12 protein-coding genes are annotated in these 23,268 nt (G+C 34.4%); all 12 read right to left on the reverse strand.

The window, feature by feature from the left end:
• Positions 1-11 precede the first annotated feature (11 nt).
• A complete protein-coding gene (locus tag H593_RS0117210; protein ID WP_028873558.1) occupies positions 12-1,244 on the reverse strand; it encodes a T9SS type A sorting domain-containing protein in 1,233 nt (410 codons plus the stop codon).
• A 446-nt stretch (positions 1,245-1,690) separates the two neighbouring features.
• Positions 1,691-4,984 (reverse strand): VCBS repeat-containing protein, encoded by a 3,294-nt coding sequence (locus tag H593_RS0117215; protein WP_028873559.1) that lies wholly within the window; start codon positions 4,982-4,984, stop codon positions 1,691-1,693.
• Positions 4,985-5,121: 137 nt separating this feature from the next.
• Complete coding sequence (locus H593_RS20280; protein ID WP_051229810.1) at positions 5,122-7,434, reverse strand: T9SS type A sorting domain-containing protein; 2,313 nt, start codon at positions 7,432-7,434, stop codon at positions 5,122-5,124.
• A 382-nt stretch (positions 7,435-7,816) separates the two neighbouring features.
• Positions 7,817-8,704: a glycoside hydrolase family 17 protein gene (locus H593_RS0117225; protein WP_028873560.1), complete on the reverse strand. Its 888-nt coding sequence runs from the start codon at positions 8,702-8,704 to the stop codon at positions 7,817-7,819.
• Positions 8,705-8,721: 17 nt separating this feature from the next.
• On the reverse strand, positions 8,722-10,362 hold the full coding sequence (locus tag H593_RS0117230; RefSeq protein WP_028873561.1) for an MFS transporter: 1,641 nt from the start codon (positions 10,360-10,362) through the stop codon (positions 8,722-8,724).
• A gap of 2 nt (positions 10,363-10,364) precedes the next feature.
• On the reverse strand, positions 10,365-11,864 hold the full coding sequence (locus H593_RS0117235; protein ID WP_028873562.1) for a glycoside hydrolase family 30 protein: 1,500 nt from the start codon (positions 11,862-11,864) through the stop codon (positions 10,365-10,367).
• Positions 11,865-11,879: 15 nt separating this feature from the next.
• A complete protein-coding gene (locus tag H593_RS0117240; RefSeq protein ID WP_028873563.1) occupies positions 11,880-12,899 on the reverse strand; it encodes a glycoside hydrolase family 2 TIM barrel-domain containing protein in 1,020 nt (339 codons plus the stop codon).
• A gap of 51 nt (positions 12,900-12,950) precedes the next feature.
• Positions 12,951-14,240 carry a glycosyl hydrolase family 17 protein gene (locus tag H593_RS0117245; protein WP_028873564.1) on the reverse strand — a complete coding sequence of 430 codons (1,290 nt, stop codon included), beginning with the start codon at positions 14,238-14,240 and terminating at the stop codon, positions 12,951-12,953.
• Positions 14,241-14,251: 11 nt separating this feature from the next.
• Positions 14,252-17,713: a hypothetical protein gene (locus H593_RS0117250; RefSeq protein WP_028873565.1), complete on the reverse strand. Its 3,462-nt coding sequence runs from the start codon at positions 17,711-17,713 to the stop codon at positions 14,252-14,254.
• 281 nt (positions 17,714-17,994) lie between these two features.
• The gene (locus tag H593_RS0117255) at positions 17,995-19,683 is read right to left on the reverse strand and encodes a glycoside hydrolase family 16 protein (RefSeq protein ID WP_028873566.1); all 1,689 of its coding nucleotides are present in this window, start codon (positions 19,681-19,683) and stop codon (positions 17,995-17,997) included.
• A gap of 12 nt (positions 19,684-19,695) precedes the next feature.
• Positions 19,696-21,780: a PKD domain-containing protein gene (locus H593_RS20285; protein WP_028873567.1), complete on the reverse strand. Its 2,085-nt coding sequence runs from the start codon at positions 21,778-21,780 to the stop codon at positions 19,696-19,698.
• Positions 21,781-21,799: 19 nt separating this feature from the next.
• A complete protein-coding gene (locus H593_RS0117265) occupies positions 21,800-23,263 on the reverse strand; it encodes a RagB/SusD family nutrient uptake outer membrane protein (RefSeq protein WP_028873568.1) in 1,464 nt (487 codons plus the stop codon).
• Between the last annotated feature and the right edge of the window lie 5 nt (positions 23,264-23,268).

Raw genomic sequence — 23,268 nt, forward strand, 5'->3', positions numbered from 1 at the left:
ATCTTGTAGAGTTAATTTTTTAATAACTTTACAGTTTTAGTACCTTCAGCAGAATTAAATCTAGCAAAATATATCCCGTTTCTTAATCCAGAAGCATCAATTAATGCCGTATCCGAATTTGGACTTAATGAAAGTACTTGTTTTCCTAAAACATCAAATACCTGTAAAGTATTAATGTTTTTAGTGCTTTTCACATTCCAGATCGTATTACTTGGGTTAGGAAATACAATAAATTCTGATACTACAAAGTCATCTACTCCTAAAACAGTTGCACCAAGTGTAATGTCATCAATTAAATACGTTCCAGTATCTGTATTCGTTCCACCCACTCCAAAAATTGGATTATCTACAAAGATCACCATTGTAGGATAAGCAGAAAGGCCCGCAGGAAAATCTAATTCTACATCGATCCAATCTTGTCCGGTTGTAGTAAAGTTTAACTCAGAAGCTCCAGCAACAGGCTGAAAACTCACACCATGGTTATGCACCTCACCAGCAACAGCGGTAGTTGATCTCATTCTAAATCTTAAAGAATTGTTATCATTATCTGAAAGATCCGTAGGGTTACAAAATGAAATTTGAGCATTGTCCCAATTTGCTCCTACCCCTTGAATTTGCATTTCTTCTGCAGCAGTAAAAGTAACAACAGCACCATCACCTCCAATAAATTGGCTATCTTCAGGATCACTAAAATCAATTTCCGTAGGTGATAATATTGGAGATAAACAAGGAGCTCCTGTTATTTCAATATCATCTATTAAATAAGTGCCAACACCAGTGTTTCCATCACCAAAATCAGTGAAAATCACCATTTTGTTATATGTGCCTAAGCCGCCTGGAAAGTCTAACTCAATAGTAGTCCATGCATTATCTGTAGTGTTAAAAGTAATTTGAGGGTCTCCTGGAGGTCCTCCTTCAAATTTCAAAGCGTGTGTTCCAACGCCAGTTCCAGATGTTGCCTTAAACTTAAACTTAATAACATTATTATCATTATCAGATAAATCAATAGGTGCTGTAAAGGTAACTTGGGCATTATCCCAGTTTTCTCCACTACCCGTTGTCGTTAGAACAGAATTGGTCGCATCATCTGGATCTACATCATTTCCTACAGTATTTCCAATCCCATCGGCAATGAAGCCATGAGTTGTAGGTACTGCTACTGTCCCAAAATCATAAGGCAATGCTCCTTGAGAGTAACCATAGGATACTGCTAGAAGGGTTAACATTAAAGTAATTTTCTTCATAATAATTATATTTTTAATTAATTAATTAATTTTATCAAAATTAATGTCTGGAACTGCTTTTACTAAACAACGGTAAGATCACGAATTTTAATTCTTTTAAATTTATGATGGTTTATTACGGAATCCTATATATTATGCACTACAAAAAGCATACATCGTAATAAAACTTAGTTTTTATTGTGAGTTTGGTGATTATATCAATTAGAACAAGCTTTTAACGACTTTTAGAAGTTAACAAAAGACTACTACATCATTGAGGAATTAAGCTTTGTATAGGTCATGTTGTGGTAGCTTCAATACTTGTAGCGCTTAAAACAATTAGTTGTAGCATTAATTTTATGCGTAAAATTAGATTTAAGTATTAATTTATTAAGATTACCTATCTAAAGACGAGAGTTTTTTGAATATTGTTGTTAAAAATTGGACAAAGCAATAACTAGAAGCTATTAATTATTAAAACTAAAAACAGAGACTGGTGCATTATTGTTACTAATAATTAATAAACTTCTATTACTTTGATTTATAATCTTAGCATCCCTACTGTCAAAAGGAACATATAAACCGCTATCTAAAGGCGCTAAATTTGTAAAATTATTACGACCATCACCCAATAGAATATTACCAATTCCGGCATCATAACGAGTTGTTTCAACTTCTACTCCGAAGTGATTTCCGACCGTTAAAATGTCTTTATGACCATCTTTATTAAAGTCCATTACTAGTGATGACTTAATAGGTGTAATTTGAGCTTGTATAGGTAATGGTTTTCTAACAAGCTTACCTCCTTCATTAATTAAAATAACACTTTCAAAATTAGTTATTTCATAAACAAGGCCCTCTGCCACTTTATCCTCAGGTAGAATATCTATTAATTTAGAAGACGCAAAGCTGTGATAATCCTTAAACTTTTCTGCCACATATGGCATTTGTTGACTTGTACATTCTCTTCCTCTTAGGGGAACATAAGCATCCTTATAAAATTTAGCAAGTACTACATCATTAGTACCGTTATTGTCAAAGTCATTTACATAAACTTTAAAAGGGTGTTCTATTGTTGCTTTGAATTTATTATTTAGTCCAAGATTTCCGACTATATAATCATCGTCGCCATCATTATCTATATCGTTAGCACTAATAGACCACCACAAGCCTCTTGTATTATTTAAACCAAATTTTTCTGAATTATTTATAAATATCCCATTGTTATTTTCTAAGACTTTTATCTCCATCCATTCACCAACAATCATTAAATCATCATCACCATCGGTATCGATGTCTGTAAAAACAGCATCTGTTACCATACCAATATTACTCAAATCTACGGCTACTCCGCTAGAAGCCTTAGTATAGATTCCTTTATCATTAATAAGAATATAACTAGTGGCAGGAAACCCATATTGTCCTGATTTAATTCTTGTACCAATAAACAAATCTAAATCGCCATCATTATCAATATCAGAAGACTTAACACACTCAGTACTTTCATAAATATTAGGAAGTGCTTTATCATTTTTAGTAAACTCTCCTAAACCATTATTTATATATAACCTATCTTTTAACAAAGGGCTTCCTTGAGCGTATTCACTTCCACCACTAGTTATGTATAAATCCATATCATTGTCAGCATCAACATCTAAAAATAGGGCTCCAAGATCTTCAGATTTTTTATCTAGTTCCCAAGGTTGAGATGCATTTTCTACAAAACTCTTGTTTGGCTTTTGTATATAAAGAACCCCTTCTTGACCAGCTGCTCCTCCAATAAACAAATCATCTAAACCATCGTTGTTAACATCAGCTACGGAGGTAAAAGGTCCATTTTGTGAAATATTATGTGGTAACAAAACTTCCTCCTCATATTCATTGAAATCGTTTTCTTGATGAACAAAAGTGATTCCTAAGTCTGATGCTTTCGTTTGATTAAATATTGTTTCCTTATTATTTTGTGTTTTTGAAATAATTTTGGCTTTAGAATAATTTGCTGTTAATTTTATATTAGCGCTTACATTTTCAAATATGTTGATTTTCCCATCTGGCCATATCACTTCTACTTTAGTAACTTCTATATCTTTTCCCAACCCGAAGAACAACCCTGGTTCTACAGATGATAAATAACCACGAGTTACAGTGTTTTCTCCAGTTTGTGTCTTTCCGTTGTGATGAATAATGGCTTTTACACCATAACCTAGTTTATTACTGTCTGACCCCTCTAGTTCAATCTTAAGAAAATTCCCATTTGTTTTATTTTCATAAACAAATGCTGATGCCTCCATATTATTTATAACGATATCTAAATCACCATCATTATCTAAATCGCCATAAGACATTCCGCTAGAAAAACTTGGTGTATCAAAGTTCCAATTTTCGGCAGCTTTTTCAAATTTCAAATTACCTGTGTTTTTAAAAGCATAATTAGACAGCGGCACTGAAGGTGCTGATTTAGACATACTCAAAAAGTCTTGAGAATCGGTTTTTAGTTTTTCGTATAAACCCGTTAAGAAGTCATTGTTTCTAACGTCTTTTTTCACTCCGTTAGATATTATGATATCTTTAAACCCGTCATTATCCAAATCAACTAATAAGCCAGCCCAACTCCAATCTGTTTTTGCTATTCCAGCAACATTAGCAATATCTGAAAAACCACTTCCATTATTTATTTGTAGAGTGTTTGACATGTATTGATAATGGTTACCCGTATTTACCAACTCATGAAATTTTTCAATACTCATGGATCCCATATTAGTCTTAGAACGGTAGTGGTCATCAGAAGCCATATCCAAAGTAATTAGATCTATAAACCCATCATTATTTATATCACCAGTATCTGTTCCCATACTATATTGAGACATGTGTTTAAGGCTATCATCAGTTACATTTTTAAAGGTTCCATTTCCATTATTATAATACAGGACATCAGGTTTGTCATAATCATTAGCAATATATAAATCTGTCCAACCATCATTGTTAAAATCAGACGCACTAACACTTAATCCGTAAGTCATATCTCTAGAGATACCAACTTCTTTAGAAACATCTCTATATTTCCCAAGGTCATTTCTATACAATTTATCTGTATAGAATTTCTCGCGATTTTTAGGAATGTTTGTATAACGTTTAAATAATCTTGAATCTGGAAGTTGATTGACCTGGTACATGTCTAAATCGCCATCATTATCCATATCGAAAAAAACTGCTTGAGACGAAAACCCAGCGTCTGCGAGTCCGTATAGCATAGCAGATTCTGTAAAAGTAAGATCTTGGTTATTTATGTATAATTGGTTTTTACGATTTTCTGGATTCATAGACTCCCCATTTCTACTTACATATATATCTAAATACCCATCATTATTAACATCAGCCATAGTCACTCCCCAAGACCAACCAGAATGACTTGCTGCTTTCGATTTTTTAGTAATATCTTCAAACTTTAAATCTCCTTTGTTTAGATATAACCTATCGCTAACTTGATTTCCACAAAAAAATATATCTGGAAGACCATCATTATTTATATCGCCAATTGCCACACCCGCTCCACTATATAATTGGTTATAGTATAAGTGATTTACTGTTTCAGACTCTTTAATAGCATTATTGAAATCTATTCCCGTTTTTTCAGCAGATAATAACTCAAAACCACTAACTAACACCTCTGGGTACAAGTCTCTTTTTGGCTCTTGATTACAGTTAAGTAATAACAAACAAATTGTAACTATTATTAAAAATTGAATCTTAGTATTCTTCATAATTAATTTAAAATTAATTCACTGTAGTAAAGATATAACATTATAGAAATTTGAACTGTTGTTTTAAAATTAAAAAGCCATATTGATAAATACAATATGGCTTACTCAATAATTAATTATAAGCGCTGCTTGTCGTATTATTTTTTTATCAGTTTTACTGATGTTGATCCTTTAATAGAACTTAATCTAGCAAAATATATACCATCAATTAATCTAGAAGCATCAATAGACGCTGTATTCGAATTTGGAGTTAGCGTAATTACTTGTTTTCCTAAGACATCAAAAACTTGAATTGAATCTATATTTTGGTTGCTTCTAATATTCCAAATATTATCAGTTGGGTTGGGATAAACATTAAACTCTGTCACCTCAAAGTCATCTGTTCCTAAGGCCAATCCTTTATAGAAATATAAATTATCTACATAAATAGCTTGTGAGGACCCGTTACCTCCTTCAAACTTAAACTGAATAACACTCAAAAGATTTCCAGTAATACCTGCAATAGGAATGTCTATACTTTGCCATGCACCATCCCCATTTGAAATTGTATTAGGGATTTCTGCACCTGAACTTATTACAGCTATATTTGGCGCTACACCATCAACAGTCCAAATATCTAAATGTAAAAATTCCATTTCAGATATATCATACGTTCCATTAAATTCTATGCCTTGATAATTAAAATTAGGATAGGCTAATACAACATCCCCTGAGCCTCCAGATCCTGTTGGCCCGTATACTGAACTTGCACTACCAAAGCCACTTTGTTGCCAATTTGGATTGTAATTAGCGCCTGATATATTATTATATGCACCACTAAAAATTGAAAGCACGTCTACCGCATTTCTAGCTGGTGGTGGTGGTGCATCTGTATTTGGTGCTCCAATATAAAAAGATACGCTATAGGTCTTTGTTGTTGTACCATTTTGTGCTGTTACCAAAACTGTCGCAGCTCCAGGTATACCAGATGCTTGAGTTATTGTTCTTGAAGCTAAAGCATCTGTAGTTGTCGCTAAAGTTATTTGAGGTACAACCGTTGTTCCTCCAAGTAATTCAACTGAATATGATTCAGAATTAGGTGTAAAACCAGCAACGGCAACTCCGTCAACCTGTAAAGCACTAATAGTTGCATCTGTTCCTGGGGCAGCTGCCGTTTTCCAAAAATATAAATTATCTACATAAATAGCTTGTGAAGACCCATTACCACCATCGAACTTAAACTGAATAATACTCAAAGGGTTTCCAGTAATACCCGACATAGGAATATCTATACTTTGCCATGCACCATCTCCATTTGCAATTGCATTAGGGATTTCTGCACCTGAACTTATCACTGCTATATTTGGCGCTACGCCATCAACAGTCCAAATATCTAAGTGTAAAAATTCCATTGCAGACATGTCATATGTCCCGTTAAATTCTAAACCTTGATAATTAAAATTAGGATAGGCTAATACAACATCCCCTGAACCTCCAGATCCTGTTGGTTCGTATACTGAGCTTGCACTACCAAAGCCACTTTGTTGCCAATTTGGATTGTAATTAGCGCCTGATATATTAGTATATGCACCACTGAAAACGGAAATCACATCTACCGCATTTCTAGCTGGTGGTGTTGGTGCATCTGTATTTGGTGCTCCAATATAAAAAGATACGCTATAGGTCTTTGTTGTTGTACCATTTTGCGCTGTTACCAAAACTGTCGCATCTCCAGGTATACCAGATGCTTGAGTTATTGTTCTTGAAGCTAAAGCATCTGCAGTTGTCGCTAAAGTTATTTGAGGTACAACCGTTGTTCCTCCAAGTAATTCAACTGAATACGATTCAGAATTAGGTGTAAAACCAGCAACGGCAACTCCATCAACCTGTAAAGCACTGATCGTTGCATCCGTTCCTGGCGCAGCTGCAGTTTTCCAAAAATATAAATTATCTACATAAATAGCTTGTGAAGACCCATTGCCGCCGTCGAACTTAAACTGAATAACACTTAAAGGGTTTCCAGTAATACCTGCAATAGGAATATCTATACTTTGCCATGCACCATCTCCATTTGCAATTGCATTAGGGATTTCTGCACCTGAACTTATCACCGCTATATTTGGTGTAACCCCATTAACAGTCCAAACATCTAAATGTAAAAATTCCATTGCAGATATGTCATACGTTCCGTTAAATTCTACACCTTGATAATTAAAATTAGGATAGGCTAATACAACATTACCTGAACCTCCAGATCCTGTTGGTTCGTATACTGAGCTTGCGCTACCAAAACCACTTTGTTCCCAATTCGGATTATAATTAGCCCCTGGAATATTATTATATGCACCACTAAAAACGGAAATCACATCTACCGCATTTCTAACTGGTGGCGCTGGTGCATCTGCAGTTGGCGCTTGAGAAAACCCAAAAGCCGAGAAAAATAGAAATAATGAAAAGGTAATTTTATTCATAGGTTTTATATTTAATTCGTTTTTAATTTAAAAGGTTATGATTTTAACAGAAATCACATCTAGCAATTAACATATTATTAAATTTAAGACCTATTCATTTAGATAATACTAAACGACACTATATAAAAACTATACAATTCAGTCTTTTATTTAATCAACAGACCAATTCCCAATTATTCCAGTAATTAATAAGGATTCCGTAGTATTTTAAAAAAAAAATGCTACCTAAAGTAGTCTAATCGTAGTGGCTATGTAGTGGTTATGTTGTAAAAGCGGAACCTATGCAACTTATTTCTACTTAACAAAAACACAATAACTCCAACTATTTTAGCATAATAAGTGACAACAATAAAAAATTATGGTGTTAATTAAAGTTTAGTATCTAAAATTTCAGTTTTTCTTCTTTGTCCCAGAGTCCCCAATATGCTCCAACATCACCTTCATCACCTACTTTCCATGATTCATCAAAAGAAGAGAAATAAAACATCTCAATATCGTCCTCTTTTGACCATTTTTGAGAATTAATAAAATACTTCATGGCATTATCATAGGTAGGAAATGATCCTTCAAAGTTGGTCCCTAAGTTTGGCCATCCTGTTTCAGTAACAATGACTTTCTTACCATTGGCTGCTGCAGTTGCCTGAGCAAACATTTCTTTCATATATAACAATGAGTACTCTAGAGGGCAACCTTCCCAAAACGGATAACAATTGGCAAGTATAATATCACAAGCTTCTGTGATTTTTGGTCTTTCAGTAAATTCATAATAGGCATCTACATATCCCATTGGGATACCTGCAGGTATTGCTTTTTTCACCTGACTCATAAACTCTAAGAGTTCATCTTCGGTTAAATCTTTACGATACATTACTTCATTACCAACTGCAGCAATATTTACAAAACCTTCGTTAGCTAATTTAATAAGACCAGCTATTTCGCGCTTATTGATTTTAGCATCATCACCTAACCAGGCTCCAACTAACGTTTTAATACCATATTCGTGAGCAATTCTCGGAATCATCTCATTGCCGTCTGTACACGAAAACGTTCGTATCCACTTTGTATAGGGTTTGATAATTTCCATTCGTCTACGAATTTGTTCTTCGGAAATTTCATCTCCTGCAGATTGTCCTTCTTCATAAGGGCTAAAGCATAAACCATGCATACCTGTATTTAAAGTTTGCTTAAATAATTCTTGTAATTCTTTATCTGATTTATTAGCAAGTTTCACACCTGCTAATGCCATTACTTTTCCTGCTCTAACTGACATAATATTTTTTTTTATTATTATAATTCGCCTCGACGTTTAACTAACTCTTCTTTAATTTCTTTAGCTTTTTTCTCATCTAAATCATATTTCCACATGACCCAAATAGCAATAGCTGCGGTAAATGCTGGAATCACAATATCTGCTATCCTTAATTTTGACATCGTTTCAGCCGTTTGTGAGACTGCTCCTTCGTCGAAACCAACTAAAGTTAATATTGCTCCTCCCAGGACTAAAGCAATAGCCTGTCCTAATTTTACCATCCACCAATATATTGCACCAAAGGTGCCCTCTTTACGAGGCATACCATTATCTAATTCATCTAGATCACATACATCTGCTGTCATTGACATCATTAAAGTGAATAATCCTCCTAGACCAAAAGCCATAAGCGGTATAGGAACAAACATTAACCAAGGTCCTCCTTGACTAGTATCTATACTAAACCACGACATACCAACGCTGTCTAAAAAGGGATTAATAGTCTCAAATATTGAGGCTACCGCACTATTTAATCCTTGACCAAAACTTGTCTCATTAAATTGCGCATTTAACGAATTATCAAAACCCCACCATTTAAGAATATACCCGAAAATAGAAATGACTGTTGAAATAATAAATGCTTTTCGCTTTCCCCATTTGTTAGCAATTCGCGAAATGATTGGAATAACCATAAACGCAGTGATCACAGCGGTGAGTGAGGCAAACCAAGCTGGCCAAGTACCGGATTGTCCATAATCACCATTATAAATATAAAACACGATTATGAAAAAACTGAAAGAAGCCACCATTTGGAATCCATTAAATACAAGAAATGTAGCTCCACATAACTTCATGAAAGGTTTATTTTTAGAAACTTCCTTAATACCTTCAAATAATTCTTTAAAACTCGATGACAACGTGTTAACACTTATTTGTTTTCTATTTTCCATTTTACCGGCATCCATTCCCTTACAGAACAAGGCGGGTAAAACTCCAAGTACAGCGCATACTAAACCGACCATTACAGATAATTGGCGAACTCCTGTTGCTTGCACCTTTTCATCTGTTATTTTTTGCAATTCATCTCCTGTAAGCCCCATTTCTCCAATGGTTCTTAAGGTTTCTTCACTTAGGGAGAATACTGTGGGATCTGCAATAACGACCCAAAACCAAGGGACTAACATCCACGCAATTTGTCCAATAATATTAGCAAATGCCATTAAGCGTGTACGCTCGTTATAATCTGATGTCATTTCATATCCTAAACCTACCAATGGTGCAGCATACATGGTGTTTCCTACGAGGAATAACAAGGACATCAATAGGAAATACCAAAAATTGAACATCACCGAATTATTTTCACTTAATTGAAATAAAAGCGCAAATAAGATACCACTTAAAATAGCTCCTATAAAAATATATGGTCGGCGTCTTCCCCATTTTGATTTCGTATTATCAGAAATAAAACCCATTATAGGGTCTGTTAAAGCATCAAATATCCTAGGCAAACCTCCTAACAAACCAGCTAACCACGGATCCATTCCAAATGCAGTCACTAAAAAAAACATAAAAACAGCTAAAGCTCCTGGCAATAAATTAAGTACTAAGTGTCCTGAGCCAAAAGCTGCTTTTTGACCTAAAGGAACCTTATCTCTACTTACCGTTTTGATAATTGACATAGTTATTTTGTTTTAGTTGGTATGATTATAGTTTGTATAGCTTGTTCGTTTACTCTAATATTTATAGTTTTCTTATCCAGAGTTAAGGAAAAGTTTTTAGCGGTATTGCCTTCATTCAACAATACTACAGCAATTGAACCGTCTGGGTTTTTCGCTGCTGTAACCATCAATGAGTCATCTGTTTTATGAACACCTATTATCATTGCATTTGGTCGTATATACCTGCTAAAATGTACCATTGTGTAAAATATTGGTGTAAAATAAACCTCGTCATTATCTGGATCTACAATAACTGGAGCGACACACCAGTTTTCAAACCAATTTGGTCCACCTTGTTTATCTAGAACCATGTTCCAATCAATCCAACCATCTACCCAATTATTTAAACAACCAATAATATCTCTAGCATATCTATTGACTGGTGCATATTTAGGATGTAGGTGCTTATCTTTATCTGAAGCCCAATCCCAACCCCAATCTGTAGCTTCTTTAGACCAGTACCACTCATCATCTCTCCACTTAGGGATTTCAGAATCTACACAACCTTCAGTTTCAATTAAATATTTATCAGGTGATTTGTTATGTGCATACTGCAAGTCTTCCGGAAAGTAATCATAGGTGCTCTCATACCAATGAATCGCTGTACCTGCATAATACTTGGAGGATGCTTCATCTTTATACATGACATCAACCCACTCTTTTATACCTGCTCTATTTTGGTCATATCCAAGAATATTTATAGCTCCTTTACCATCAGCTTCTAATTTTGGCCCTAAATAATTTTGCACGAAATCTGTTTCTTCTTCTGGTGAAAAGTGCATGCTTTCCCAATTATTACCGTTTCCATGTGGTTCATTAACCGGAGTTAAACCCCAAATATCAATCCCTTCCGTTTTATAAGCATCTATGTATTTAGAGAAATATAATGCAAATGACTCATAATATTCTGGTAGCAATTTTCCGCCGACATACGCCTTATTATCTTTCATCCAAGGCGGAGCTGTCCATGGTGAGGCTACAATGTTGAAACCATCTTTAGAAACCGCAAGAGCATCCTTAATCATAGGAATTAAATCATCGCGATCTTCGTCTATTGAAAAATTTGTCAATTCTACATCACCCTCATCAGTAGCATATGTGTAATTGGTTAAAGAGAAATCACAAGAGGCAATGTGAGTTCTTGTTAATGAATAACGAGCACCAGTTTCCCCAAAATAAGCTTCAATAATTTTATCTCTATTTTCTTTACTTAAGCGCTGTAATAAAGACGCTGAAGATTCTGTAAAAGAACCTCCAATACCTGTGATTTTTTGAAATGTTTTTTCAGGTAGTAAATGAATTGTATCTACAGTTTCTCCTTTAGGGAATTCTGTGATTTTTGTCAATTGATTTCCGCTAGCAGAAGTTTCGTAAACTTCGACTACTAAAGTGTCTTGTTTTTTAGTACAACTCATTATTGTAAACACTAAAAGAAGGCATAAGCTGTATTTGAATATTTTCATATGCGTTCTATTTTTTTATTTGTTTATTTTACTTAGACTTAAATATTTTTCTTTAAGAACGGTAAAGGCTTGTTTCTTCTTTCTCTCGATATCAACAATTCCCCAGTATTCTTCGTTAGGCGCACCGTCATAAGGAACACCACTACTATTTGGTGCATGACCGCCTATATCTTGAACATCGTTATTTCCTGCTTTCCACCAGCCGTCTGTAAATGAAAAAACGGTAACACCTGCACAAATATTCTGATTATCAAAAACCTCTTTTAAAATGTTCCTAGTGGCATCAGCTTGAGCTTTTTGGTTTTCCCCTTGTTCATAACCTGCTTTTGCAATTTTCATATAGCTATCTCCGCCTGTTTCTGATAAATACATGGGTTTAGAGCTTATGGCCTTCCATTCCTTGAAAATAGATTCTGGTTTATCCCATCTATAGACGTTCATTCCCCAAACATCAATATTTGGACTCATTGAAAGCGCTATGGCATCTGGCAAATCTCCATGTGCTGTTGTAGTTGGATGATGAGGATCATTAGTATGAATTATTCCTGCTGCGTCATTCAATGCTTTATACCAATTTTTAATATCATCCGCAAACCACTCAGGATGGTAGTTATATTCATTACCCAATTCCCACATGAGGATGGCACTATGGTTTTTATACTTATTCACGTAGTTGATAAAAGTTCCTGATTGGATATCATAAACTCCATCTTGATTATATCCAAAACCAATAATCACTTTTAGTCCTGCATCGCTAATTTCATCTAAAACCTGTAGGTCATCAATTGGTGCATATGCTCTAATAGTATTAATGCCAGCCTCTGTCATTAATTCTAAATCTTGAGTTAAAGTGATCCAACTTCTTTTATTAGGACTGCCTTTTGGAACGGGATGATAACAAATTCCTTTAATTATATATGGTTCATTATCTACTAGAATTGTGCGATTAGAAATGGTAACTTCACTGCGATTAGAATTTGTATCACAACTTAATAACGTGGTAAACGACAACACAAATAGTATGATCTTAAACATCTTATCAATAAATTAGTTAAACATTTTTTCTGAAACTAAAATAGTTTCATTTTATCTTTGATACTCTATACTTGGCACTAAGACATCTTTTAGTAAGGCTTTTTTACTACCATTGTATGTTTTGGATATTGGTTTCCCTAGTCTGGTTAATCCATTAAAGACGCCTTGATCTACTAGATTCCAAATACCATATTTTGCTTCTCCTTTTAAATTGATTAATCCAAAATGATTTTCTGAACCCTGAGCGTTATGGACATCTTTCCATTGCTCATCAAACGCTTCAAAATAAAAACAGGAAATACCTTCTTTATTAGTCCATGCTCTCAAATGTTGATAGTATAGCCCTTGTTTGTATTCGTCTGTTGCTCTAGATCCATTAACTCCATAATGACCGTTTGAAGTCGTTGCCCAGCCTGTTTCACCAATGTGAATTGCTTTAGTAGAGTCTACACTTTTTACATATTCTGAAACATCTTTATACTGTGTCTTAGCGAACTCTAATGATCGTAACATAGAGGCCTCTATTTTTTCTAAATCAGTTAAATTTTGTTCATTCTCTGGTACCTTCCAGAATTCAGGATTATAATGAGAGTTATGGTATGCATAAGTATGCATAGACACATAGTCTACAGATTTTATAATTTCTTCTAAATCTTTAACTCTATAACTTGTGTCGCCTCCACCCCAAGACGCAAAATCATCTGAACATGTGATCCACAAATCTTTGCATAATTCTCCAGATTTTTTGAGATCCTGCAAATGATTTACCCATTTTAAAATTACATTAGGTCTTACAAAATAGCTAGTTGCCCACCTTATCATCGCTTCGTTACCTACTGCAATAATTTTTACAATATCCGGGTATTTAATAGCTAAGGCAACTGCTCTGGCAATTTCACCTTCGTTTTGCGCACTTTCTACCTCATGATTTGGAATTTCTTCTGTCCATGCATTTAGGCAATCTATCCAAGCACCCAACATCACGTACATTTCGAATTCTGGATCTTCCTTTTTTAACTGACTAATCGCCTCTAAAACATTAGATGCATGCGGCAAATCAGCTTGTACGTTATAGGTTCTAATAATTCTAATTCCCATTGCATACAACAATTTCATATCTCTTTTCAACTCTGGAAGTGTGGGTTGAACAGTTCTACTCTTTGCTCTGTAACCTCCATAAGAAATTGCTGGGTAATTAGGATTTCCTAAAATATCTTTTGCGTTCAAATTTGATTGTTCTTTAACTGTTGTTAAGTTCTTTGCTTTTTTTTCAACACTATTACATGAAAAAGCAAGTATCATCGCAAATACATAGGACGATAACTTTATACTTCTTTTCATGTTCCTAATGATTATTTATTTAGTTCAACGATTATATGGTTGACTTCTCCAGTTCTATCAAATAATTTTTTAGTTATTTCTCGATCTGTTTTTAATGAATTAAATTCAACTAAGGGGTCATTATTAAAAACAACACTAATTTTATTTTTATCTGAAATTTTATAAATAATAGGAACTTGACAGTATGTAAAACACAGTGATCCTTTTTCTAGTAGCAATGTCTTTACCTCTTTATTTACATCAGTATAAGAGAAGTTCTTTTGTTCTGTTAAAAATTCTTTTCTTCTTAACAGTCTTGGATTAAATAATAAAACGCCGTTTTTTACAAAAACTCCCAATTCACCAAATCTACAAAGTACATCTTCTTTTACCTGTCCTGTCATTCCTGGTTGTTGAGCTCCTTTCCCAGCTGGTGTATGTGAATATGGATCTGTTGGAAAAGCACCATATAGCTCTGGTGATTTATGTACTCCTATCCCTTCATTAATTTCGTAATAATGTTCTAAAAGCTTACCAATTGTGACCTCGTCTTCATTTTGATTTACTGCTAATAAACAGTTTTCTTGAACTGCTAAAAGTAATTTAGAAACCATGTGCCAATAAATAGAACCTAAACCTTCATAACCAAAAAACGTTCCTGATCTACCAGTAAACGATTTGTGATCAAACATCTCTTCAAAAATATTTAATAATAGGGTTCTATCCTGCTGTACTAAAGAAAGATATTTCTCTTCAGGTAACTGCATTAGTGCTTTTTTTAAACTTTCAGCATTATTAAAATTACCATTGAAATGATATTGACCAATATTGTCCTTTTCTATAATTTGAGTATTGCCATCCGCCAAAAGTTGTTGTAATAATTTTGATTTTTCTACAGATATAGAGGGAATGTTATTTTTGTCTACAAAACGAGATAATTCCTTATTAGGATATAAGATATAACTGTATTGGTCATGTCTAAAAAGGGCACTTGCTTTTAGAGCGTTTAAAACATCTAGAGCTTCTTTTGGTTGTAAATATCCTGAACTTAATACGGCAACTTGTCCTTCTAACATTTCAGATAAATATGATATTGAAACTTCCGTATCACTTTTAACCGTCATTAAATTATAAGCATGATATAAATTATCTTCTCTTTTATTTGCTGAAATTGTATGATCTAAGTATTGTTTTAACACATTGAAAAAGGTAACGAGACTATCTTTAGTAACAATTTCCTTATCACTCGTAAAACCAGATTGGTAAATTTTCATTCTATAATTACTACCTGCAGTCCCCAGACCATCAAGAATAGTTTTTCTATCTGTATCTGAAACTTTGCCAGACAATACCGCTGTATTATCATTTAACGTGGCTAAAACGCTATTGAAAAATATGGTTAACTCTATTGAAACATTATATTGTTGATCAGAAGAGTTTTCTACAATATCTTCAAAGAAATTGATAAAACGACGCAAATAATACAGTGTCACCATTGAAACACCATTGCCAACTAAAGCGTTATTAGCATCATTCCATTCTGGTCTTTGCGTATTTAACCAAATACCTCCTTCTGGAATAAAGTTTGACACTTTAGATAAGACGGTTGCTAATAATTTTTCAACTAAATTAACCTTATATATGAAGAAATTTTTATCTCGTAATAAGGCACCATCAACACCTATTCGTTCTTTCTCTTGATTAATCTTTTCGTTTAAATCATAATCAAAATCTATAGTGTCTTTAGGGTTTTCTAAAGTCTCCTGATAACTCTTAATTTTATAAGGCACATTGGCATACACAAATAAGTCTTGTGTAAAGCAACTTGCCAATTTATCTGGATAATGATTTTCAATAAACTCTAAAAATTTAAGAAGATAAATAATTTGATGATCTCCCCAATATCCGATGTATGACCAAGGATCATCTTCTTCAATGACTTCCCAATCAAACCCTCCTTTTGTGACGCGATACGGATTATATCCTTCAAACGTTGTTGCATTAAAGAATTTATGAATCATTCCCTCTATAAACGCGGGATATGAATGTGCTAGAGCTTCCCAATTTTGAAAAATATCTCTCCAATTACCTTCATAATCTAAAATTTTAGACCCATCAACTTCACTACGTGTGTTTATAGAAAACTTGTTCCAAGGTCTGCTTGGATCACCATGTCTTCTGCTAAATTTTAAAGGTAAATATTCATAACAGAGTCTTTTGAAGTTTTTATCATCATCCTGATCTGCTATATTTTTTATAAAATAAACATCAAAAACCTCTGGTAAACTATTTAGAATCCTTTCTTTCTTTTTCGCAACTTTTTTATTAGCGTTTACTATATATTTTACAAAATCTACTTTCTCTATGTTATAATTATCGTCAAAAATACCACCTCTCATTATATTGAAAAGTGTATTTGCAAAATGCCTTGTATTTCTTAATTTATTATCACCAAGTTGAATCCCGTCTGAAGCTCCAACAAGTTCTAAAAGGTGTTTTGTACCCGCTTTAATATCATTTTGTACTAATTCTTCAAGGTTGACATCTCTTTTTATTATTTCCGAAATATCGTTAATATCACTTACCGTTTGATTCACGTTAGCAATAAACAACCAACTCTTACTGCTGTTAGGTTCTAATACTAAATCTTTAGAAATAAAGTAAGCTCCTTTTTCTGCCTTGATATCTTTTTCTTGAAAAATATCTTTACCTCTTCGAAAGTTTTTTAACTGTAAAGAAGAAATAAGATGTATTGGGTCCTCTAATCCAGAAGACCACACCATATTGGATTTTAAAGCTTCACTAGGTTCTGCTTTATCGACAATAACTGCGCTTAAGGCAAAAATACCAATACCTGTATCTGGCTCTAATTCACACTTTTTGTATGCATCTACAAGATTACTTGCAGAGTTTTGAAAATCCGATGCCAAGCCGTAAGGCATAATATTTTGAATTCCGTCAAGGATTGTGACATCTACTTTTTTATCTGAATTATTCGTAATCTCAGATTTTTTGACAAAACCGAATTGATTACTAGAATTCCATTGATATCTAAAAGAGATTTCTAAATCCTCATTAATTTCTTCAAAAATAATTTTGTTTCCATAATTATTTTTATACAAATTTCTCTTGATAGCATATACACCTTGATATTTATCTGAAAAAGGCTCCCATAAAAATGTTTTATCATCTAAATGGACTTGAATAATAGTTTTACTTCCAGTAATATCTGCAGACTCTGTAATCTTATCATCAGTATAATAAGGAAACAATGCATTATTTGCATCCTTTCTACCTGCTGTTAATGCACCATTACTAGATATAAACATCCAGTGATTAGAATTACTAACAAGACTCATAAAAAACGGTCTCATTTTATTACTATTGGAAATTTTATAATAGACTTCATTATCAAAAGTTATTAATTCTCCTTTTACTTCATTCTCATTAAAAGAAGCTAGTTTATTTCCTATGTATATTTGAGATTTACTCATATTATGGTTAATTCCTTCTAGTGTTAAAGTATCGTTTAAGGTCATTTGCATTCTATTCTAATGTGCTATTTGATATTAATGATTAAGCGCTTTGCATCCTTTAAAGTTTCGCAGTTTATGATATCACGACAACTGTCATTTGGGTCTAAAAAATTAGTTCAAAATGTTCGAATCTTCTAAATTAAAGATAAGATCCCTTGTAAAAAAGGTCGAAAAATAATTCGACCCTTTTCTAGACTAAAACTGCTTAATAGAATAATTTAATTTAAATTTCTTATCTTTTATTGATACACTCTTACATAATCAATTTCCATTGAGTCTTGCGTGAAACCCGGATCTATTGTTCCTCCTAGTGTTCCACCCATAGCGATATTCAGAATTAAGAAAAAGTCACTGTCAAATGGTAAATCTGGCGAGTTAGCAACGGTATGATAGACGTTATCATCTACCAAAAATGTGATGGTATCTGGTGTCCATTCCATAGTATAATTATGAAATTCTGTTGTTGAAGTTGTTAACACAGTACTACCAGAATCTCCAGCACCTGGAGAGACTGCAGGATGGTGAGCTGTTGCTAAAACTGTATTTTTATCCTGTCCTTTTTGCTCCATAATATCTAGTTCACCACAAGCAGGCCATATGTTTGTTTGATAGTCTTCTCCTAAGGTCCAAATTGCAGGCCAAGTCCCTTGAGAAGCAGGAAGTTTAGCTCTTACTTCTACTCTTCCATAGGTAAACTCATATAAATCTTCAGATTTCAGGCGAGCAGAGGTATAACCACTTCCGTCAGCCTTCGCTGTGATTTTTAAGAAACCATTTTCTATAATTACATTTTCAGCATTATTCGTATACGATTGTAATTCTTGATTTCCCCATCCACTTACTCCATTACCAAGGTCGTAAGTCCATTTGGTAGCATCTGGTGCTCCGTCAGCATCAAATTCATCTTCCCACACTAAATCATTGTATACAGTGTTGAACTCTTGAGTAGGTAATGTTGTTGTGAATTTTTGATACCAAGCCAAAACAGGATTAGCATTATCAAAAAATCGTACATACAGATAATTATTATCCACTTCTAAAATCTCATAAGATGTCACTCCAGTGTAATATCCCATAAACCCATCATTAGAGAAATTCATAACCGTACCTCTTGGTGCTGGAAAATTCGGATCTGCAACTTGAGACCAATCTGTCTCAGTTGGTGCTAAAGAAATTGTACTCTCCGCTGACGTGTCAAAATCAAAACAAGTATCTTCAAATTCTCCAAATGTTTGTCCGACGGCTGATCCACTTGCCCAATTAAAGAATGTTTGACCATTATTATTTTGATTAAATGTAAGGGTCTCATCAGCACTCAAAGCAAATGATAGCGTAAAATCACAAAAGCAGTCGGAGTCATCACTTCCACATTTACCAAAAGCAGCTGTAGAGTCGTATTGAGGAAACCAGTGACCGTTGAGATCACCATCATCAGCATTATCTTGAGCTAACGTTGGACCAACACCTAAATGTCCTGCTTCATCAAGTTTAGGATACCATATTTTAGAATTCCCTTCACCTCCACTTAAAAACACTTTAGCCTCTAAGTCAGAGAAAGAACTAAAAACGTCCACATCTATTGTTCCCGTTGTTAAAACACCACCAGTACCTACTGCACTAACAACTACAGTATATGTGTTTAAACCTACTACACTATAGCGATGCGTCTTAACACCTGATGGCACAGCACTTTCAGTACCATCACCAAATTGGAAATTATAACTTAAGGCATTATCCGCAGAGGCCGTTAAATTAACAAACCCGCTACCGTCACCATTTGGATTTTCAGCATCTACTCCTAGGACCTCTGCTGTTATCACCAAATTTGTTGGCACTATAATAGCTCCAACTTCTGCCTCATCTTCCTGACAATTCACAAAAAATGCGAGCGTAAGAATTAAGGTTGCAATTTTAATTATATTTTTCATATCAATTTTTTTCTAAATTTTTACAAGTTTATATTGCCAAAATACTCCTCCTCCAATGTCTATATTGACGTTCATAGTATTTGCGTCTACGAATGTTACATTATAAGTTATAGCGGCTGGTAGCGCGACGGCTGGTAATTCTCCTTGATTATTTGCTTTTGCAAGTCCTATGTACGAACCTGCTCCATTTAAAGTAATAGTACCCGCGGCTTGATTATAAACATAGGTTGCAGGATTAGAACCATCATGAGGCGCTACTGGTGTTCCACAAGAATCTGTACCACCTTGCCATCCTTCAATCCAACTCTCTGCTCCTAAATCGTTTGTAAATGATCCATCAGTACCAAACACATAATTATCATCATAATAGCAAGCTCTTAATACAACACAATCTACATCACAAGAAAAGAAACTCACATCACCAACTGCCGGTCCAATACCTAAAGCTCCTGCTTCTGGTGCCATTTGCCAAGTTCCTGACAAAGGATTAGCAGTTACTCCATCTCGTACTAATTTATATTGCCAATAAACTCCACCACCAATGTCTATATTAACATCCATCGCGTTTGGCCCCGTTAATGATACATTATATATGATAGAACTCGGAACTGCTACCGCTGGTAATTCTCCCTGATTATTTGCCTTGGCTAAACCAATGTAAGCACCTATTCCATTAAGTGTTACTGTACCCGCTGTCTCGTCATAAATATATGTTGCAGGATTTGATCCATCATGCGGTGCAACTGGTGCTCCACAAGAATCTCCTCCGCCTTGCCATCCTTCAATCCAACTCTCTGTACCAAGATCATTTGAAAAGGAACCATCAGAACCAAAAACATAAGTATCATCATAATAACATGCTCTTAATTCTACACAGTCTGCATCACAAGAGAAAAAACTCACATCTCCAACAGCTGGTCCTATACCTAAAGAACCAGCAACTGGTGCCATTCTCCAAGTCCCTTCTAAACCTTCAGGAACATCTCCTGGAGCTCTATAGAAATACACATTATCAATAAAGAAATCAAATGTACCTGTTGGTAATCCTGAAAAAATTAATTGTTGAATAGAACTTATAGAAGTCATTCCTGCATCTGTAAAATCACTCATTGGTATATCAATAGAAACCCATTCGTTCTGCGGAAGATCTTCAAAAACGATTTCTGCTTCTGTACCGACACCCAGATCTACTAATTTAATTCTGAACGTTGTTGCATTTACACTCCAAAAATCTAAGTGAAATGCATCCATTTGAGTCGCATTAACTGCATCATCTCCATAAAACTCAACACCTACAAAATCTGCATCAGCATAAAACTTAGTATCGTTTCCTTCTATTTGAAGATCTGTTAACACACTTGTACTCCACTCTGATCTCCAAGAACTCACATTTACATCTAGATCGTATAAATTACTAAACATTGAAATCACATCTGAATCTGCTCTAAAAGCAGGTATTGGTGCAGCCGTTAATGGTTGCAAAATCTCAGTAACTACAAACTCTTCTGTAAACGTTGTTGTTTCAATTGCTGCACTAAAGGCAGTAACTAAGACGGTATACGTTCCCGCAACATCATAACTAAAAGAAATCGTTTCACCTATATTTGTCATGATTGGCTCCGTTCCAACTATACCAAAGTCCACTTCAAAAGACATCGCAAAATCTGCAGATGCAGTTACATTTACTTGTCTTGAGACTGCTGCGTCGTTCTCAATAGTGACTACTAAGTTTTCTGGTGCATTGAATGACACCGCTACCTCTTGAATTAAAGTCGTTGTCAAACCATTTATACCAATTGCTGTAATTGTAGCTTGGTATATTCCTTCTAAGTATACGTGCTCTATATCAATTCCTGGTTGAACTGTACTAGCTACATCAGAACCGTCACCAAAATCTATGTTAAACGATGTTACCCCTTGCGCCAAAGGCGTAAGTGTTACGAGACCTGTATTATCTTGAGTTACGACTAGATTCACAGCAACATTAGTCGGCGCTGGAACGTCATCCACAAAATTTGTGTTATCATCATCTTGTGCACAGCCATAAATCGCCAGTGCTATGAGACAAATACTAAATACATATTTTACTAGTTTCATATTTCTCAATTTTTATTTTTTAATATCCTGTATTTTGTTGCCAATTTCCATTAGAGAATTGAATTTCTTCAAAAGGGATTGGGAATACTTCATGTTTATTTGGTGAAAAACCATCAATTTCATTTCCGCGACCAGTTCTCACTAAATCAAAGAAATGATGACCTTCACCAACCAACTCTACACGTCTTTCTTTATAGATTGCATCTCTTAAGGCATTTCCTGACGTTAACACATCATCTAAAGTTGCTCTTGTACGCACTCTATTTAAATAGAGTCTTGCTTTATCGTCACTGATAGCACCTCTATTAAACGCTTCTGCAGCCATTAATAAAACATCTGCGAAGCGAATAGCTCTGTAGTTGTTAGGGTTTGTTAATCTTAAATCCCCTTGAGCGTCAGAACTTCTTATTCTAGGTAAATACTTTCTATTGAAAAATCCAGTATGCTCAAATCCAGTTCCAAACATAGCACCTGTATCTGCAGCCCAAGCTTCAATATCTAATATAGCAACGTCCTTACGAATATCACCAGCTTCAAATTCATCAACTACATCTTGTGTTGGAACATTAAAGCTAAAACCAGTAGTAAATGTCGACCCTGTATAATCACGAATCCCATTGAAACCAACAGCAACATTACCCTCACTGCACTGCAAACAGTCAAAACTAGCTCCTTGACCATCTGTATATTGCACTTCAAATACAGACCCTAGACCGTTTTCACCTTGGGTTTCAAAAATAGAACTATAATCTACTTCTAAACCATAAGGACCATTCTGGATAAGATTTTCTAAAACAATAGCTGCCTCAGAGAACTTTTCTTGATATAAATATACTTTTCCTAATAGTGCTTCTGCAGAACCTTTTGTAGCTCTTCCAATTTGGGGTGCAGTATAACTCAGGGTATTTGAAGCAAATATTAAATCAGCCTCGATTAAAGCATACACGTCTTCTACTGGACTTCTTGGGATTATTGTCTCATCACCTACTTGAAATCTTGTTTCCTTTAATGGCACTGGACCAAACCACTTTACCAATTCAAAATAGTAATAGGCTCTTAAAAAGCGTGTTTCTGCTATAATAATCTCTTTGCCTTCAAAGTCTGTTTTATCTTGAAATTCTAAAATATAATTAGTTCTGTTAACTCCCGCATACATATAACCCCAAATATCACGTAGATTACTATTTACAGGCGTATGAATCATATCATCTATTTGTTGCCATCCAATAACATCTGTAGCATTTTCTCCACCACATAGTGTATTATTAGAAGCAATTTCCCCTAAAATAACATTAGCATAACTTGATTGTAATAAATCATAAGCCCCTACCAAGGCATTGTAATAATCTGATTCTGAATTAAAATAGGTTTCAGAATCTATCGTATAAGGAGCTGTCCTTTCATTAATGAAGTTATCCGTACATCCCGAGACCGGGAATAATATGGTGAAGACCACCATTAAATTTATTAATTTATTTTTCATCTTTG

Source organism: Psychroserpens burtonensis DSM 12212 (genome assembly GCF_000425305.1).
Lineage (GTDB): Bacteria > Bacteroidota > Bacteroidia > Flavobacteriales > Flavobacteriaceae > Psychroserpens > Psychroserpens burtonensis.